This is a genomic window from Ramlibacter sp. (genome assembly GCF_036383835.1).
Classification (GTDB): domain Bacteria; phylum Pseudomonadota; class Gammaproteobacteria; order Burkholderiales; family Burkholderiaceae_C; genus Ramlibacter.
The window spans coordinates 1-15,672 of sequence record NZ_DASVNN010000045.1 but is presented as its reverse complement, the minus strand read 5'-3'; the positions used below and the strand labels follow the sequence as shown (position 1 = coordinate 15,672).

Below are 15,672 nucleotides of genomic sequence, written 5' to 3'. Positions count from 1 at the left end.
GATCGGCAAGGAGATTCGGGTTAGTCGAACTTGACACGCGGATCCACCCACACGTACATGAGGTCGCTCATCAACTTGGTCAGCAGGCCGATCAGCGTGAAGAAATAGAGCGTGCCCAGCACCACCGGATAGTCGCGGCGGATCACGCTCTCGTAACTGAGGAGGCCCAGGCCGTCGAGCGAGAACAGCGTCTCGATCAGCAGCGAGCCGGTGAAGAACGCGCCGAGGAAAGCCGCGGGAAAGCCCGCGATGATCGGCATCAGGGCGTTGCGGAACACGTGCTTCCACAACACGCGGCTTTCGTCGAGTCCCTTGGCGCGCGCGGTCAGCACGTATTGCTTGCGGATCTCCTCGAGGAAGGAGTTCTTGGTCAGCATCGTGGTGACTGCGAAGCTCCCCACCACCATGGCCGTGACGGGCATCGCGATATGCCACAGGTAGTCGACGATCTTGCCGCCGATACTCAGTTCGTCCCAGTTCGAGGACGTCAGGCCGCGCAACGGGAACCACCCGAGCTGGCCGCCGAAGATCACCAGCATCGCCACGCCCAGCACGAAGCCCGGTATCGCGTAGCCCACCAGCACGACGAGGGTCGAGAACAGGTCGAAGCGCGACCCGGCGCGCACCGCCTTGGCGACGCCCAGCGGGATCGCGATCAGGTAGCTGATGAAGAAGGTCCAGAGTCCCAGGCTGACCGATACGGGCAGCTTCTCGACCATGAGCTGCCAGACTTCCTTGTTCTGGAAGAAGCTCTTGCCCAAGTCGAAGCGGGCGTACTGCCCCAGCATCTGCAGGAAGCGCTCGTGCGCCGGCTTGTCGAAGCCGTACAGCTTCTTGATCTCATCGATCCGCTTGGTGTCCACGCCCTGCCCGCCCCGGTAGCTGAAGGTGCCGCCTTCGCCGCCGCCGCCCACGCTCGTTCGCGCTTCGGCGAGGTATTGCTGCACCGGTCCGCCCGGGACGAACTGGGTGACGACGAACGTCACCAGCAGCACGCCGAGCAGCGTGGGCACCATGAGGAGGAGGCGCTTCGCGATATAGGATCCCATCAGCCGTCCCTGCCGTTGGCGCCCTGTCGGCCGCCCTTCGCCCACCAGTTGTCGATGACCCAGCCTTCGCCCTGCGCATAGGGCGGCATGGCGCCGCTGGGTTGCAGCCGCCAGGCGTTGTAGACCATGCGGTGCGTGGGTGCGGTCCACTGCGGGATCAGGATGTGCGAGTGCATGACCACGCGCTCCAGGGCACGGCAGGCGGGCAGGAATTCCGCCTTGGTCTGCGCGCTGGTCATCCGTCGCAGCAGCTCGTCGACCGCCGGGCTCTTGATGCCCGTGTAGTTGCCCGAGTCCTCGATGTCCGCGGCCTTGCTGCCGAACAGGTCCACGTATTCCTGGCCGGGCGTGTGGGTGCCCAGGATGTTCAGGGAGATGACCTCGAACTCCTTCTTCTGCAGCCGCTGCTGGTACAGCGCGTAGTCCACCGGACGGAACTTCAGGGTCACGCCGAGTTTCTCCAGGTTCCGGATCCACGGCGTGACCACCCGGGCGCCCGTTTCCTGGCTGTCCAGGTACTCCAGCACCATCGGTTCGCCCTTGGCGTTGCGCAGGGCGCCGTCGCGAACCTCCCAGCCCGCCTGCTTGAGGAGCTCGCGCGCCTTGCGGAGGTTGTCGCGCAGCGAATGCGGCGGATCCGTGCGCGGTGCCACGTAGATCGGCCCGAACACGGCATCCGGCACCTTGCCGCGCCAGGGCTCCAGTAAGGCCAGTTCCTCGGGCGGTGGGGTCGCCGTCGACTTGCACTCGGTATTGCCGAACAGGCCTTGCACGCGCTGGTAGGAGTTGTAGAACAGCTGCCGGTTCATGTACTCGAAGTCCATGGCCAGGCCCAGCGCTTCGCGCACCCGGCCGTCCTGCAGTTTCGGCAGGCGAGTGTTCAGGATGTAGCTCTGGAAGCCCGCCGGCAACTGGTGGCGGAATTCGCCTTTCACCAGCTCGCCCGAATTGAACTTCCGCCCGATCATCGCGCGCGCCCAGTCCTTGGAGATGTTGATGCGCATCAGGTCGAACTCGCCCGCCTTCAACGCCTCCAGCCGCGCGGCCGGATCGGTGTAGATCTTGACCGTGATGCGGTCGAAGTTCGCGCTGCCGCGGCGCACGTTCAGGTCGCGGCCCCAGTAATTGGGGTCGCGCACGTAGGTGATGTCCTTGCCGAACTTCACGTCCCCGATCCTGTAGGGACCGCTGCCGATCGGCTTGTCCATCACGACTTCGTCGAAGCGCTTGGCCTTGCCGTTCTCGACGCCCCACTTGCGGCTGAAGATCGGCATGCCGCCCACCGTGAGCGGCATCTCGCGGTTCTTGCGCTTGAAGCGGAAGCGCACGGTGCGCTCGTCGATCACGTCGAGGCCGTCCAGGTCCTCCAGCGAGGTCTTGTAGGCCGGCGAGGTGTAGGGCCCGAGCAAGGTGTCGAAGCTGTGCTTCACGTCCGCGGCCAGCACGGGGTCGCCATTGTGGAAGCGCGCCTGCGGCCGCAGCCGGAAGGTGGCGGACAGGCCGTCCGGCGGGACGTCGACGTCCTCCGCCAGCAGGCCATAGCCGGAGCCGACCTCGTCGGCCGCGCCGGTCAGCAGGGAGTCGAACATCAGCGTCGACAGGTAGGCCGGCGGCGAACCCTTGATCGTGAACGGGTTGTACTTGTCGAACGTGGAATAGCGCAGGTTGCTCACCAGGCGCAGTTCCCCGCCCTTGGGGGCCTGCGGGTTCACGTACGAGAAGTTCGGGAAGTTGGCCGGGTACTTCAGGTCGCCCCAGAGGGCATAGCCGTGAGCGGCCCAGGCGGCCGGGCTCAGGCCCCAGGCCAGCAATAAGAGCAAACCTCGCATGAGACAATTCTGCCGAGTTTTTTCACACGAGAGTTCCATGGGCTTCCTCACTGGCAAGAAATTGTTGATCACCGGCGTGTTGTCCAACCGCTCCATCGCCTACGGCATCGCCCGGGCCTGCAAGGACCAGGGCGCGGAGCTGGCTTTCAGCTACGTGGGTGAACGGTTCAAGGACCGCATCACCGAATTCGCGGCCGAGTTCGGCTCGAACCTGGTGTTCGACTGCGACGTCGGCGACGACGCGCAGATCGCCAAGCTGTTCCAGGACCTCTCGGCCGTGTGGCCCAAGTTCGACGGCTTCGTGCACAGCATCGGCTTCGCCCCGCGCGAGGCGATCGCCGGCGACTTCCTCGACGGCCTGTCGCGCGAGGCCTTCAAGGTGGCGCACGACATCAGCGCCTACAGCTTCCCGGCGATGGCCAAGGCGGCGCTGCCCTACCTGAACGACAAGGCGGCGCTGCTGACCCTGTCCTACCTCGGCTCGGTGCGCATCGTCCCGAACTACAACACCATGGGCCTGGCCAAGGCCTCGCTGGAAGCGTCGGTGCGCTACCTGGCCGGCTCGCTGGGCCCCAAGGGCGTCCGCGTCAACGGCATCAGCGCCGGGCCGATCAAGACGCTGGCCGCCAGCGGCATCAAGGACTTCGGCAAGCTGCTGAAGGTGGTGGCGGACATCGCCCCGATCCGCCGCAACGTGACGATCGAGGACGTCGGCAACGTCGCCGCCTTCCTCCTGAGCGACCTGGCCGGCGGCGTGACCTCGGAGATCACCTACGTGGATGGGGGCTTCAGCCACACCGCGATCGCGGTGGAGGAATGATCCGTCACCCCCGCGGAGGCGGGGGCCCAGGGCATTGAAGAAGGGCCGCACTGCGGCCCTTTCTCGTTACTGGATGCTCTGGATTCCCGCCTGCGCGGGAATGACGGCTACTTGTTCCCGATGGAACCGCCCTGCTTCACGCAGTCCGCGTAGTACCGCACCTTGCCGGTCTTCTCGTCGACTTCGCTCACGAGCCCGTGGATGTCGGTCTCGAAGCCGGGGCACTCCTCGTTGAAGGCGCGGGCGAACTTGAGGTAGTCGACGATCCGCTTGTTGAACACCTCGCCCGGGATCAGCAGCGGGATGCCGGGCGGGTAAGGCGTGATCAGCGCGGTCGTGATCCGGCCTTCCAGGTGGTCGATCTCCACCCGCTCGGTCTTGCGATGGGCGATGTGCGCGAAGGCGTCGCTCGGCTTCATCGCCGGCGTCAGGTCGCTCAGGTAGATCTCGGTGGACAGGCGCGCGATGTCGTACTTGGCGTACAGCTCGTGGACGTACTGGCACAGGTCGGCCAGGCCCATGCGCTCGTAGCGCGGGAACTGCTGGCAGAACTCCGGCAGGATGCGCCACATCGGCTGGTTCTTGGCGTAGTCGTCCTTGAACTGCTGCAGCGCCGACAGCAGCGTGTTCCAGCGGCCCTTGGTGATGCCGATGGTGAACAGGATGAAGAAGCTGTACAGGCCGGTCTTCTCCACGATCACCCCGTGCTCCGCCAGGAAGCGGGTGACGATCGAGGCCGGGATGCCGGTCTTGGCGAACTTGCCGTTCAGGTCCAGGCCGGGCGTGACGATGGTGGACTTGATCGGGTCCAGCATGTTGAAGCCTTCGGCCAGGTTGCCGAAACCGTGCCACTTGGCCGTGCGCGACTCGCCCTTGATGATCCAGTCGTCGGCGCGGCCGATGCCCTCCTCGACCAGCTTGTCCGGCCCCCAGACCTTGAACCACCAGTCCTTGCCGTACTCCTGGTCCACCTTGCGCATGGCGCGGCGGAAGTCGATGGCCTCGGCGATGGATTCCTCCACCAGCGCGGTGCCGCCGGGCGGCTCCATCATGGCCGCCGCCACGTCGCAGCTCGCGATGATCGCGTACTGCGGGCTGGTCGACGTGTGCATGAGGAAGGACTCGTTGAACAGGTGCCGGTCGAGCTTGCTTTCCTTGGCGTCCTGCACCAGAACGTGGCTCGCCTGGCTGATACCGGCCAGCAGCTTGTGGATGGACTGCGTGGAATAGACCAGCGACTTCTGCGGCCGGGCGCGCTTGCGGCCCATGGCGTGGAAGCTGCCGTAGAAGGGATGGAAGGCCGCGTGCGGCAGCCAGGCCTCGTCGAAGTGCAGCGCATCGACGTAGCCGTCGACCATGCCCTTGATCGTCTCGGTGTTGTACAGGACGCCGTCGTAGGTCGACTGCGTCAGCGTCAGGATGCGCGGCTTGACCTTCTCGGCATCCACCCCCTTCAGCAAGGGGTTCGCCCGGATCTTCTCCTTGATCGACTCCGGCGAGAACTCGCTCTGCGGGATCGGGCCGATGATGCCGAAGTGGTTGCGCGTCGGCTTCATGAACACCGGGATCGCGCCGGTGAGGATGATCGAGTGCAGGATGGACTTGTGGCAGTTGCGGTCCACCACCACCACGTCGCCGGGCGCCACCTGGTGCTGCCAGACCATCTTGTTGGAGGTGCTGGTGCCGTTGGTGACGAAGAAGCAGTGGTCTGCGTTGAAGATCCGCGCCGCGTTGCGCTCGCTGGCCGCCACCGGGCCGGTGTGGTCCAGGAGCTGGCCCAGTTCGTCCACCGCGTTGCAGACGTCGGCGCGCAGCATGTTCTCGCCGAAGAACTGGTGGAACATCTGGCCGACCGGGCTCTTCAGGAAGGCCACGCCGCCCGAGTGCCCGGGGCAGTGCCAGGAATAGGAGCCGTCTTCCGCGTAATCGAGCAGCGCCTTGAAGAACGGCGGCTGGATGCCCTCCAGGTAGGCGCGCGCCTCCCGGATGATGTGGCGGGCCATGAACTCCGGCGTGTCCTCGTACATGTGGATGAAGCCGTGCAGTTCCCGCAGGATGTCGTTGGGCAGGTGCTGCGAGGTCCGGGTTTCGCCGTACAGGTAGATCGGCACGTCCGCGTTCTTGCGGCGGACTTCCGCGATGAAGTTGCGCAGGTTGACGACCGCCGGATCCAGGTCCGGTCCGGGCGTGAACTCCTCGTCGTCGATCGACAGGATGAAGGCGCTGGCGCGGCTTTGCTGCTGCGCGAACTGCGACAGGTCGCCGTAGCTGGTGACGCCCAGCACCTCGAAACCCTCGGCCTCGATCGCCTGCGCCAGGGCGCGGATGCCCAGGCCGGAGAGGTTCTCCGACCGGTAGTCTTCGTCGATGATGACGATGGGGAAACGAAACTTCATGAGCAGGTGTCCAGGGGCGAAAAAGGCGAACGAGGGGCGAAGTGTATGAAATCCGCAGCAGCGCTTTGGGCCGCGGCCGGGGTTTTCGCCCACAATCCGGCCAAAGGGGACTTATGGCTGACTCGACTCTCTGGTGGCTGCTCGCCGGTGCGGCCGTGGCCGTCGAATTGCTGACGGGCACTTTCTACCTGCTGATGTTCGCGGTGGGACTGGCCGCCGGCGCCCTCGCCGCGCACCTCGGCGCCTCCATGCCGACGCAACTGGTCGCCGCGGCCGTGGTGGGCGGCGGGGCGGTGGCCGGCTGGCACTTCCTGCGCGGGCGCCAGTCCGCGGGCACGGCTGGCACCAACCTGGATTTCGACAGCGGCGAGCACGTGCATGTGGACGCCTGGACCAGCGAGAACACGGCGCAGGTGCGCTACCGCGGCGCGGTCTGGACGGCCGTGCCCGTCGAAGGCGCCCCGCAAGGCACCGGAGCGCACCGCGTGCGCCACGTCGACGGCAGCCGCCTGGTCGTCGAGAAGATTTGAAGAAGGAGAAGAACGCATGGAATTCGGAATCGTCCTGCTGGTCATTGCCGGCATCTTCGTGTCGCAGTCCGTCAAGCAGGTGCCGCAGCAGAACGCCTGGGTGGTGGAGCGCCTGGGCAAGTACCACCGCACCCTCACCCCGGGACTGAACTTCCTGGCGCCCTTCATCGACCGCGTCGCCTATCGGCACAGCCTGAAGGAGATCCCGCTGGACGTGCCCAGCCAGGTCTGCATCACGAGGGACAACACGCAACTTCAAGTCGATGGAATCCTGTACTTCCAGGTGACGGATCCGACGCGCGCCAGCTATGGAAGCTCCAATTACGTCGTCGCCGTCACCCAGCTCGCCCAGACCTCGCTGCGCAGCGTGATCGGCAAGCTGGAACTGGACAAGACCTTCGAGGAGCGCGACATCATCAACGCGCAGGTGGTCCAGGCCATCGACGAGGCGGCGCTGAACTGGGGCGTGAAGGTGCTGCGCTACGAGATCAAGGACCTCACGCCGCCCAAGGAGATCCTGCACGCCATGCAGCGCCAGATCACGGCGGAGCGGGAAAAACGCGCGCTGATCGCGGCCTCCGAGGGCCGGCGCCAGGAGCAGATCAACATCGCCACCGGCGAGCGCGAGGCCTTCATCGCGCGGTCCGAGGGCGAGAAACAGGCCGAGATCAACAAGGCCCAGGGCGAGGCCGCCGCCATCCTGGCCGTGGCCGAAGCGACGGCCGAGGCGATCCGCAAGGTCGGCGAATCGATCCGCCTGCCGGGCGGCGAGCAGGCGGTGCAGCTGAAGGTGGCCGAGCGTGCGGTCGATGCCTTCGGCAAGGTGGCGGAAGACTCGACGACCACGCTGGTCATTCCCGCCAACATGAGCGAGGTGTCGGGCCTGATCGCTTCCGCCATGAAGATGATCTCCGCCTCCAAGGGGCCGGCGCCCTTGCCTGCCGCCACGCCGGCGGCGCCGGCAGGGTCTCAGCTTTCGTCCGAATGGGGGCGCGAGTTGCGGTAATCCCGGTTCAGCGGGCTGGGCCGCGAGCGCAGCCCGCTGGGCAACAGGTCCTCGAACAGCGAACTGAGGGTGTCGAGCCGCTCCCGCGCCGCCACCTCCCCGTGCGAGCGCGCCATCATCCCCATGAGCTCGCCGCGCATGAACCACAGGGCCTCCAGGTCCGCATAGCGGATGCGGCGGGCCAGCTTCTCGGCGCGTTCGCTGCCATCGAGTTCCACCATCCCCAGCATCGCCTGCCGGATCGCTTCGGTCCGGCTGAGCTCGTGGTCGTCCTTGGGAGTGGTGCGGCGCACGCCGACGCTCAGCAGCGCGTAGATGCTGCTGCGAAGGTCTTTCGTGTTGAACCAAGACATGGCTGTCCTTTTCTTTCTTGTCAGACTGCGCCGCCGGCGCCGGGGTCGGGGTTCGGGAACTTGAGGTCCAGGAGTTCGGCGACGGCGAGGTCGGCGAAGCGCGCAGGGACCGTCGAGGGGGAAGCGATGTCTTCGAGGCGGGCGAAGGTGAAGAGGACGCGGGCCTCGCTGCCGTCCTGGGCCGGCACGCCATAGGTCGCCCGTTGCAGGTCCCCGGGAGGCAACTTGCCCACCAGGCTGCGGGTGAGCAGCACGGCGCCCATGCGGGCGGAACGCGCGAGCTGCTCGGCGCGGTCCGGGGCGTCCCCCAGCACCCGGACCGCGCCGAGCGCTGCGCTCCCAACGCCCCCCATCCACTCCTGTCCTTCGTCGACGCCGACGTTCATCGCCAGCTCGATGTCCCAGCTCTTGCGCAGGTGCCACCGGCGGCTGACCTGCCGCATCGCGTCGCGTGTCTGCTGCGCGGCGGCCAAGGCGTTCCCGAGGTAGCTCTGCCCCTCCGAGGGGAGGAAGTAGCAGACCAGCACCTCGCCGGTCTGCGCGCCGCGCACCCCGTGGTGGCGGCGGAAGATGCGATCGAGCTCGGTCCAGACCTCGTTGAGGAGCTCGAAATATTCCTGGGCGGTCAGCCGCACCCACAGGCCGTTGGCGTCCTGCAGCGAGGCGACCAGCACGGCCACCGGCGTGAGGACCGGGGCAGCCGGGGACTTGCCGTTGGCGCGCGGGGCCGCCGGCAGCGTTTCCGCGGCGGTGCCCGGCGCATAGGCAAACAGCACGCCGTCGCGCAGGTGGACGGCATAGGCAAGGCGCGCGGGTACGCCCGGGCCGGCAGGCACTACGGCGTGGCTGACCAGCCGCGCGTCCTGCGAGCGGGCGTCGCGCAGCATGGCTTCCAGCGCCGCGGCGTCGGCGGCCGGGAGGTCGCGAAACAGGTCGGCCGCGTCGGTGGAGCGCTGGCGGGCCACGGCCAGGTGGAAACGCAGGATCGCGTCGCGGCCCTTCGCCGGGTCGATTTCCAGCAGCGATGCGAACACGCTGGTGCCGGCGTCCGCCGGGCCGGACAGCGGGGACAGGCCCGCCGACCGCGCCTCGTCGTTCATCCACACGACGCGGAAAGACTCGTCGACGATGTAGGCGGGGTGGCGGATGTCGCGCAGCCAGAGGCGGCCGGACGGATCGGCGATCGGCGCCGTGACGGACGCCCCCCGGGCCGGAACCGCGGGTGCGGGAACGGGAACCGCCGGCGCGGGCGCGGCTGCGTCGGGCGCCGGCGGGTGCGCCGCCAGGTGCTCGGCGATCCGGGTGATGCTCCAGCCTTCGCGCTTGAAGCGCTGGATCGTTTCGATCCGGGCGATCGTGTCGTCCGGGAAATAGCCGATGCGAGGCGCAGCTCCATGCTCCGGACCCGGCGGCAGCACCTGCGGCCGCGGGACGAGTCCGCTAGCGATGTAGTTGTTGAGCGTGGCACGCGAGATGCCAGTCCGCTCGATGATCTCTTTGCTGGTGAGCAACGAGTTGCCTCTGTCTTAGACTGTATAGGCAGACTATGTAACTCATTGGACAGTTCGTCAAGACTGTGTAATACCGTTTGTCCGGACAGCACGACAGGACGTGGTTGTGTCGCGACGCGGTTTGGCAATGGATGAGGGTTGCCGCGGGCCTGCGGGCGGGCGATGGCTCGGCAGGCACGCCACGGACAGTCTAAGCAATGAGCTTAATCTGTCTACCTAACTGTCTAGGCTATTGTCCAATACTGTCTAAGTGTCTAGACACTCTTGGACAGAGAAGGAGCGGCGGCTCGCCCTTCTCGATCGAAAACAAAAAACCCGCCTCGCGGCGGGTTCCTGTTCTGTCTGGCGGAGAGGGCGGGATTCGAACCCGCGGAGGGCTATTAACCCTCACACGCTTTCCAGGCGTGCGACTTAAACCGCTCATCCACCTCTCCAGCAGAGCCCGCGATTGTAGCAGTTGAAATTCAGGCGGCCGCCGCCGCGGCAGCATTCTGCGACTTCCGCGCCTCCTGCGGATCGGCCAGCATCGACAGCAGCAGGTCGACGTCGGCCGGCTTGACCATGTGGAAGTCGAAGCCGGCCTGGGCCGAGCGCGAGCGGCTCTCGGCTTCGCCGTAGCCCGTCAGCGCGATCAGCAAGGCGTCCTTCGACTCGGGCTGGCTGCGCAGGCCGTGGGCGACCTCGAAGCCGTTCATGCCCGGCAGGCCGATGTCCAGCAGCACGACGTCGGGCCGGAACTCGCGCGCGATGCGCAGCGCGTCCTGGCCTTCGTGCGCCACCCGCACCTGGAAGCCCTCCATTTCCAGCAGCGTCATGAGCGTCTCGGCCGAAGGCGCGAGGTCGTCCACCACCAGGATGCGGGAGCTTTCGATGCGCGCGGGCGACGGGCGCTGCGTCGGCTGCGGCGCCGGGGCGACCCCCTGGGTGGCGATGTGCGCCGGCAGCGCGATCGTGACCTGCGCCCCCTTCCCCAGACCTTCGCTCGACGCCCACACCCGGCCGCCGTGCAGTTCCACCAGGTGCTTCACGAGCGTGAGGCCGATGCCGAGGCCGCCCTGGGAGCGGTCCAGCGACTGGTCGGCCTGGGCGAACAGGTCGAACATCCGCGGCAGGAATTCGGCGGCGATGCCGGCGCCTTCATCCTTCACCGCGATCTGCAGTTCCCCGTCCCCGTAGTTCGCATCCAGCCGGATGCGGCTGCGCGGCGGCGAGAACTTGCAGGCGTTGTTGATCAGGTTGGAGAGCACCTGCGACAGCCGCACCGCATCTCCGTCCAGTTCCACGTTCTCCTTCGGCAGCACGACGTCGAGCACCTGCTCGCGCGCGCCCAGGCGCGGCGAGCTGGCTTCCACCGAACGCTCGACCAGCGTGGACAGCTGCAGCTTCTCCGGCTTGACGGCCACCTTGCCCTGGACGATGCGCGAGACATCCAGCAGGTCGTCGATCAGGCGCGCCATGTGGTCGGCCTGCCGGCCGATCACGTCCCGGGCCCAGGCGAGCTTGGGCGCGAGTTCCTCCGCGCTGGACAGGATGTGCACGGCATTGCGGATCGGCGCCAGCGGGTTGCGCAGCTCGTGGGCCAGCATCGCCAGGAACTCGTTCTTGCGGCGGTCGGCTTCCTGCACCGCCGAATACAGGCGCGCGTTCTCCATCGCGATCGAGGCGCGGCTCGCGAACTCGCGGATCAGCGAAACGCGGTTGCCGTCGAACACGGTGTCGTCGCCCAGCAGCGCCAGCGCGCCGCGGATCTCGTCGCCGGCCATCAGCGGGCAGATCGCGGCCGCACGGCCGGTGTCCCACTTCGCGAGGCGGAACTCCTTGTCGCGGATCACCAGGTCGGCCGCCGCACGCAGCTCCGGGGTGAAGACTTCGGGGTCGTCGGCGCGCGGCGCCGGATGCATCTCGAGCCGCCGCACGCCGCCGTCCTTGCCGGGGATGCCGAGGACGGCACGCTCGCCCAGCATGGGCACGGACAGGTCCAGGATCGCGGCCAGCGTGTCGTCGAGGTTCAGCGACCGGGACATCACGCGGCTGGCCTCGGCCAGGAAGTCCGCCCGGTGGATCGCCTCCTCCGCGGCTGCACGCGCCGCCTCGGAGCGCGCCAGGGCTTCCCGCTGCACCGCCTGCTTCTGCAGCTGGCGGTTCATGCGGAACAGCTCGCAGAACACCCGCACCTTGGAGCGCAGCACTTCCGGCACCACGGGCGACGGGATGTAGTCCACCGCGCCCAGCGCGTAGCCGCGGCGCGCCTGGAGTTCGTCGACGTAGGCGGTGATGAAGACGATCGGGGTCTGCGACGACTTCTTGTACTGCCGGATCAGGCTCGCGGTTTCCAGGCCGTCGATGTCCGGCATGTTCACGTCGAGCAGGATGACCGCGAACTCCATCTCGAGGATGAACTTCAGGGCCTCCTGCCCGGACCGGGCGCTGACGATGTTCTGGTCGAGCTCGTCGAGGATGGTGCGGAAGACGACATGCTTTTCCGCCAGGTCGTCCACCACCAGGATGTTGACCTTCTCGGGGGCCTCCTGCGGAGGACTCGCAGCGCTCGTCACCTGTTCTCCTTACTGCCTTTGCCGCTTCACTGCTGCAGCCACGCGCGCAGCACCGCCAGCAGGTCCGGTGTGTTCACCGGCTTGGCCAGGTAGTCCCAGGCGCCTGCCTCGATGCACTTTTCGCGATCTCCCTTCATGGCCTTCGCGGTGACCGCGATCATAGGCAGATTCCGGCCCTGCGGGAGCTTGCGGATCTCCTTCATGGTCGCCATGCCGTCCATCTCCGGCATCATGATGTCCATCAGGACCACCTGGATGCCGGGGTCGTTGGCCACGCGGTTGATCGCCTCGCGGCCGTTGTCGGCCCAGACGATGTCCATGCCGTGCTCCTCGAGCACGGTGGCCAGCGCGAAGATGTTGCGCATGTCGTCGTCGACGATCAGCACCCGCTTGCCGGCGAGCGGCTTGGCCGATTCGTAGACGTCGTCGATCACGCTGCGCTTGGCCTCGGGCAGGCGCGAGAGGCTGCGGTGCAGCGCGATCAGCGTGGCGTCGAAGAGCCGCGCCCCGCCCTGCACTTCCTGCACGGTGATGCCCTCGTCCGAATGCCAGGCGTTGCGCACGCCCTCGTCGCCGCGATAGAGGACCAGGGGCACCGGGCCGATGCCGGCCTGGGTCGCGATGGCGCGGCGGAACTCGCGCGGGTCGGTGCCGCCGAAGCCGTCCTCCAGCACCACCGCGTCGAAGCGGGCGTCGTCGAGGGCCTGCAGCAGCTGCGGGCCCGTGGCGACCACGGTCACATCGATCTGCTCGTCCTCGATCTCGGCCAGCAGCCCGGTGCGCGCGTTCTCGTCGGCGAGCGCCACCAGCAGGCTTTTCCCGGTGCGCGACACGTAGGCGTGCAGCTTCTCGAGCATCGCATCGAGCACCTCCTTGGAGCGGATCGGCTTCTCGAGGAAGGCGAGCGCGCCGGACTGGAAGGCGCGGTCCTTGCTGTCGTCGGTGGAGATCACGCACACCGGCACGTGGCGCAGCGTCAGGTCGTTCTTGATGCGGTCGAGCACGCGCCAGCCGGCCATGTCGGGCAGGTGCATGTCCAGCGTCACGGCCGAGGGCTTGTGCTGGCTGGCGAGCGTCAGGGCGCCGGCGCCCGCGGTGGTCACCAGGCCCTTGAAGCCCTTGCTGCGCGCGGCGTCCAGCAGGAAGCGGGCGAAGGCCAGATCGTTCTCGACGATGAGCAGCACCGTGTCGCTGGGCTGGATGTTGTCGCGGTCGTCGTTCGCCACGTTGTCGGCGGCCAGCGCCTCGTCGGGCTCGACCGGCACTTCCACGGCGTCCTCGATCAGCTCGTCCACCAAGGGCAGCTGCGGGTTGGGCAGGCGCTTGGGCACCGGCGCGATCGTCTGGTCGGGACGGAAATCGCCCGTCACGCGGCGCGCCATGCGCGTGGCCATGTAGACCAGCGGCAGGTACAGCGAGAAGGTCGAGCCCTGTCCGGGCGCGGACACGAGGCGGATCTCGCCGCCCAGCAGCTTGGACAGCTCGCGGGAGATCGCCAGGCCCAGGCCCGTGCCGCCGTACTTGCGGCTGGTGGAGCCGTCGGCCTGCTAGAAGGCCTCGAAGATGATCTGCTGCTTGTCGGGCGAGATGCCGATGCCGGTGTCGGACACCGAGAATGCCAGCACCTGCTGGGCGCGGTTGAGGTCGTCGTTGTCGGCGCTCCAGCCGGCGAACACCTCCTCGACGGTCAGCGTCACGTGGCCCTGGTGCGTGAACTTGAAGGCGTTGGACAGCAGGTTCTTCAGGATCTGCTGCAGGCGCTTCGCATCCGTGACCATGGAGGCCGGCAGGTTCAGGCCGGTGCGGACGGTGAAGTCCACGTTCTTGGCTTCCGCCACGTGGCGGAAGGTGCGCTCCACGTACAGCTGCAGGTCCGAGAGGCGCAGCTCGTTGACGTCCACCACCACGGTGCCCGACTCGATCTTGGACAGGTCCAGGATGTCGTTGATCAGCATCAGCAGGTCGTTGCCCGACGAGTGGATCGTCTTGGCGAACTCCACCTGCTTGGGCGTGAGGTTGCCTTCCGGGTTCTTGCACAGCTGGTCCGACAGGATCAGCAGCGAGTTCAGCGGCGTGCGCAGCTCGTGCGACATGTTGGCCAGGAACTCCGACTTGTACTTGGAGGTCAGGGCCAGCTGCTTGGCCTTGTTCTCCAGCTCCTGCCGGGCCTGTTCCACTTCCGCGTTCTTGCGCTCCACCTCCTGGTTCTGGTGGGCCAGCAGGCGCGCCTTCTCCTGCAGCTCCTCGTTGGTCTGCTGCAGTTCTTCCTGGCGCGACTGGAGTTCCTGGGCCAGCGACTGCGACTGCGACAGCAGGTCTTCCGTCCGCATGTTGGCCTCGATCGTGTTGATCACGATGCCGATCGATTCCGTCAGCTGGTCCAGGAAGGCCTGGTGGGTCGGGTTGAAGCGCTCCACCGAGGCCAGCTCGATCACGCCGCGCACCTGGCCTTCGAAGATGATCGGCAGCACCAGCACGTTCAGCGGCGCGCTCTCCGTGAGGCCCGAGACGATCTTGAGCGTCTCCGGGAAGCTCGAGGTGAGCATGATCTTCTTCTTGTCGAAGGCGGCCTGGCCCACGAGGCCCTGCCCCAGGTCGACCTCCTTGCCGTAGGCGCCGTGGCCGTCCGAGGCATACGACGCCATCAGGCGCAGCTTGGGCTGCTCCTGCGTGTAGCGCAGCACGTAGAACTCGGCCTGCTGCGCGCCCACCACGGGGGCCAGCTCGGACAGGATCAGGTGACCCACGGCGACCAGGTCGCGCTGGCCCTGCAGCATCCGCGAGAACTTGGCGAGGTTGGTCTTCAGCCAGTCCTGCTCGGTGTTCACCTGCGTGGTGTCGCGCAGGTTGCGGATCATCTCGTTGATGGTGTCCTTCAGCGCGGCCACCTCGCCTTGCGCCTCCACCGTGATGGACCGCGTCAGGTCACCTTGCGTCACGGCCGTCGCCACCTCGGCGATCGCGCGCACCTGCGTGGTGAGGTTGGCGGCCAGCTGGTTCACGTTCTCCGTCAGGCCCTTCCAGGTACCGGCCGCGCCCGGCACCTTGGCCTGGCCGCCCAGCTTGCCTTCCACGCCCACTTCGCGGGCCACGGTGGTCACCTGGTCGGCGAAGGTCGCGAGCGTGTCGGTCATGGAGTTGATCGTGTCGGCCAGCGAGGCGATCTCGCCCTTGGCTTCCACGGTCAGCTTCTGTTCGAGGTCGCCGTTGGCCACGGCGGTCACCACCTTGGCGATACCGCGCACCTGCGACGTCAGGTTGCCGGCCATGAAGTTCACGTTGTCCGTGAGGTCCTTCCAGGTGCCGGCCACGCCCTGCACGTAGGCCTGGCCGCCCAGCTTGCCTTCGGTGCCCACCTCCCGCGCCACGCGGGTCACTTCCGAGGCGAACGAGGAGAGCTGGTCCACCATCGTGTTGATGGTGATCTTCAGCTCCGAGATCTCGCCCTTCACGTCCACCGTGATCTTCTTGGAGAGGTCGCCGGCGGCCACCGCCTTCGTCACGTCCGCGATGTTCCGCACCTGGGAGGTCAGGTTGCCGGCCATGAAGTTCACGTTGTCCGTGAGGTCCTTCCAGGTGCCGGCCACGCCCTGCACGTAGGCCTGGCCGCCCAGCTTGCCTTC

The 15,672-nt window shown here is 67.0% G+C and carries 9 protein-coding genes, 1 tRNA gene and 1 pseudogene; 3 read left to right on the top strand and 8 right to left on the bottom strand.

What is annotated here, in order from left to right; genetic code table 11:
- Nucleotides 1-20: 20 nt before the first annotated feature.
- Both VF522_RS07605 and VF522_RS07600 read right to left on the bottom strand, forming a co-directional pair.
- A complete protein-coding gene (locus VF522_RS07605; RefSeq protein ID WP_330907629.1) occupies nucleotides 21-1,049 on the bottom strand; it encodes a microcin C ABC transporter permease YejB in 1,029 nt (342 codons plus the stop codon).
- The gene (locus VF522_RS07600; protein ID WP_330907628.1) at nucleotides 1,049-2,878 is read right to left on the bottom strand and encodes an extracellular solute-binding protein; all 1,830 of its coding nucleotides are present in this window, start codon (nucleotides 2,876-2,878) and stop codon (nucleotides 1,049-1,051) included. Before VF522_RS07600 ends, VF522_RS07605 begins: the two co-directional genes overlap by 1 nt.
- Nucleotides 2,879-2,915: 37 nt before the next feature.
- Between VF522_RS07600 and fabI the strand changes: the two genes are divergently transcribed.
- Entirely contained in the window at nucleotides 2,916-3,698 is a 783-nt protein-coding gene (fabI, locus tag VF522_RS07595) for an enoyl-ACP reductase FabI (RefSeq protein WP_330907627.1), read from the top strand.
- Nucleotides 3,699-3,805: 107 nt separating this feature from the next.
- Here the strand turns inward: fabI and VF522_RS07590 are convergent, their stop codons facing one another.
- Entirely contained in the window at nucleotides 3,806-6,094 is a 2,289-nt protein-coding gene (locus tag VF522_RS07590; protein WP_330907626.1) for an arginine/lysine/ornithine decarboxylase, read from the bottom strand.
- A gap of 113 nt (nucleotides 6,095-6,207) precedes the next feature.
- Between VF522_RS07590 and VF522_RS07585 the strand changes: the two genes are divergently transcribed.
- On the top strand, nucleotides 6,208-6,624 hold the full coding sequence (locus tag VF522_RS07585; protein WP_330907625.1) for an NfeD family protein: 417 nt from the start codon (nucleotides 6,208-6,210) through the stop codon (nucleotides 6,622-6,624).
- A gap of 16 nt (nucleotides 6,625-6,640) precedes the next feature.
- Nucleotides 6,641-7,630, top strand: a complete 990-nt coding sequence (locus tag VF522_RS07580; RefSeq protein ID WP_330907624.1) for an SPFH domain-containing protein — start codon at nucleotides 6,641-6,643, stop codon at nucleotides 7,628-7,630.
- Here VF522_RS07580 and VF522_RS07575 read toward each other — a convergent pair.
- The 5 genes and pseudogenes from VF522_RS07575 to VF522_RS07550 form a co-directional block, all read right to left on the bottom strand.
- Nucleotides 7,594-7,983 (bottom strand): hypothetical protein, encoded by a 390-nt coding sequence (locus tag VF522_RS07575; RefSeq protein ID WP_330907623.1) that lies wholly within the window; start codon nucleotides 7,981-7,983, stop codon nucleotides 7,594-7,596. The two genes, VF522_RS07580 and VF522_RS07575, sit on opposite strands and share 37 nt — an antisense overlap.
- A gap of 20 nt (nucleotides 7,984-8,003) precedes the next feature.
- Nucleotides 8,004-9,494, bottom strand: coding sequence for a MerR family transcriptional regulator (locus VF522_RS07570; RefSeq protein WP_330907622.1), 1,491 nt, complete (start codon nucleotides 9,492-9,494; stop codon nucleotides 8,004-8,006).
- Between the two features lie 343 nt (nucleotides 9,495-9,837).
- A tRNA-Ser gene (locus VF522_RS07565) sits at nucleotides 9,838-9,928 on the bottom strand.
- A gap of 30 nt (nucleotides 9,929-9,958) precedes the next feature.
- Entirely contained in the window at nucleotides 9,959-12,049 is a 2,091-nt protein-coding gene (locus tag VF522_RS07560; RefSeq protein WP_330907621.1) for a response regulator, read from the bottom strand.
- Nucleotides 12,050-12,075: 26 nt separating this feature from the next.
- Nucleotides 12,076-15,672, bottom strand: a pseudogene (locus VF522_RS07550) (response regulator); the annotation flags it as partial.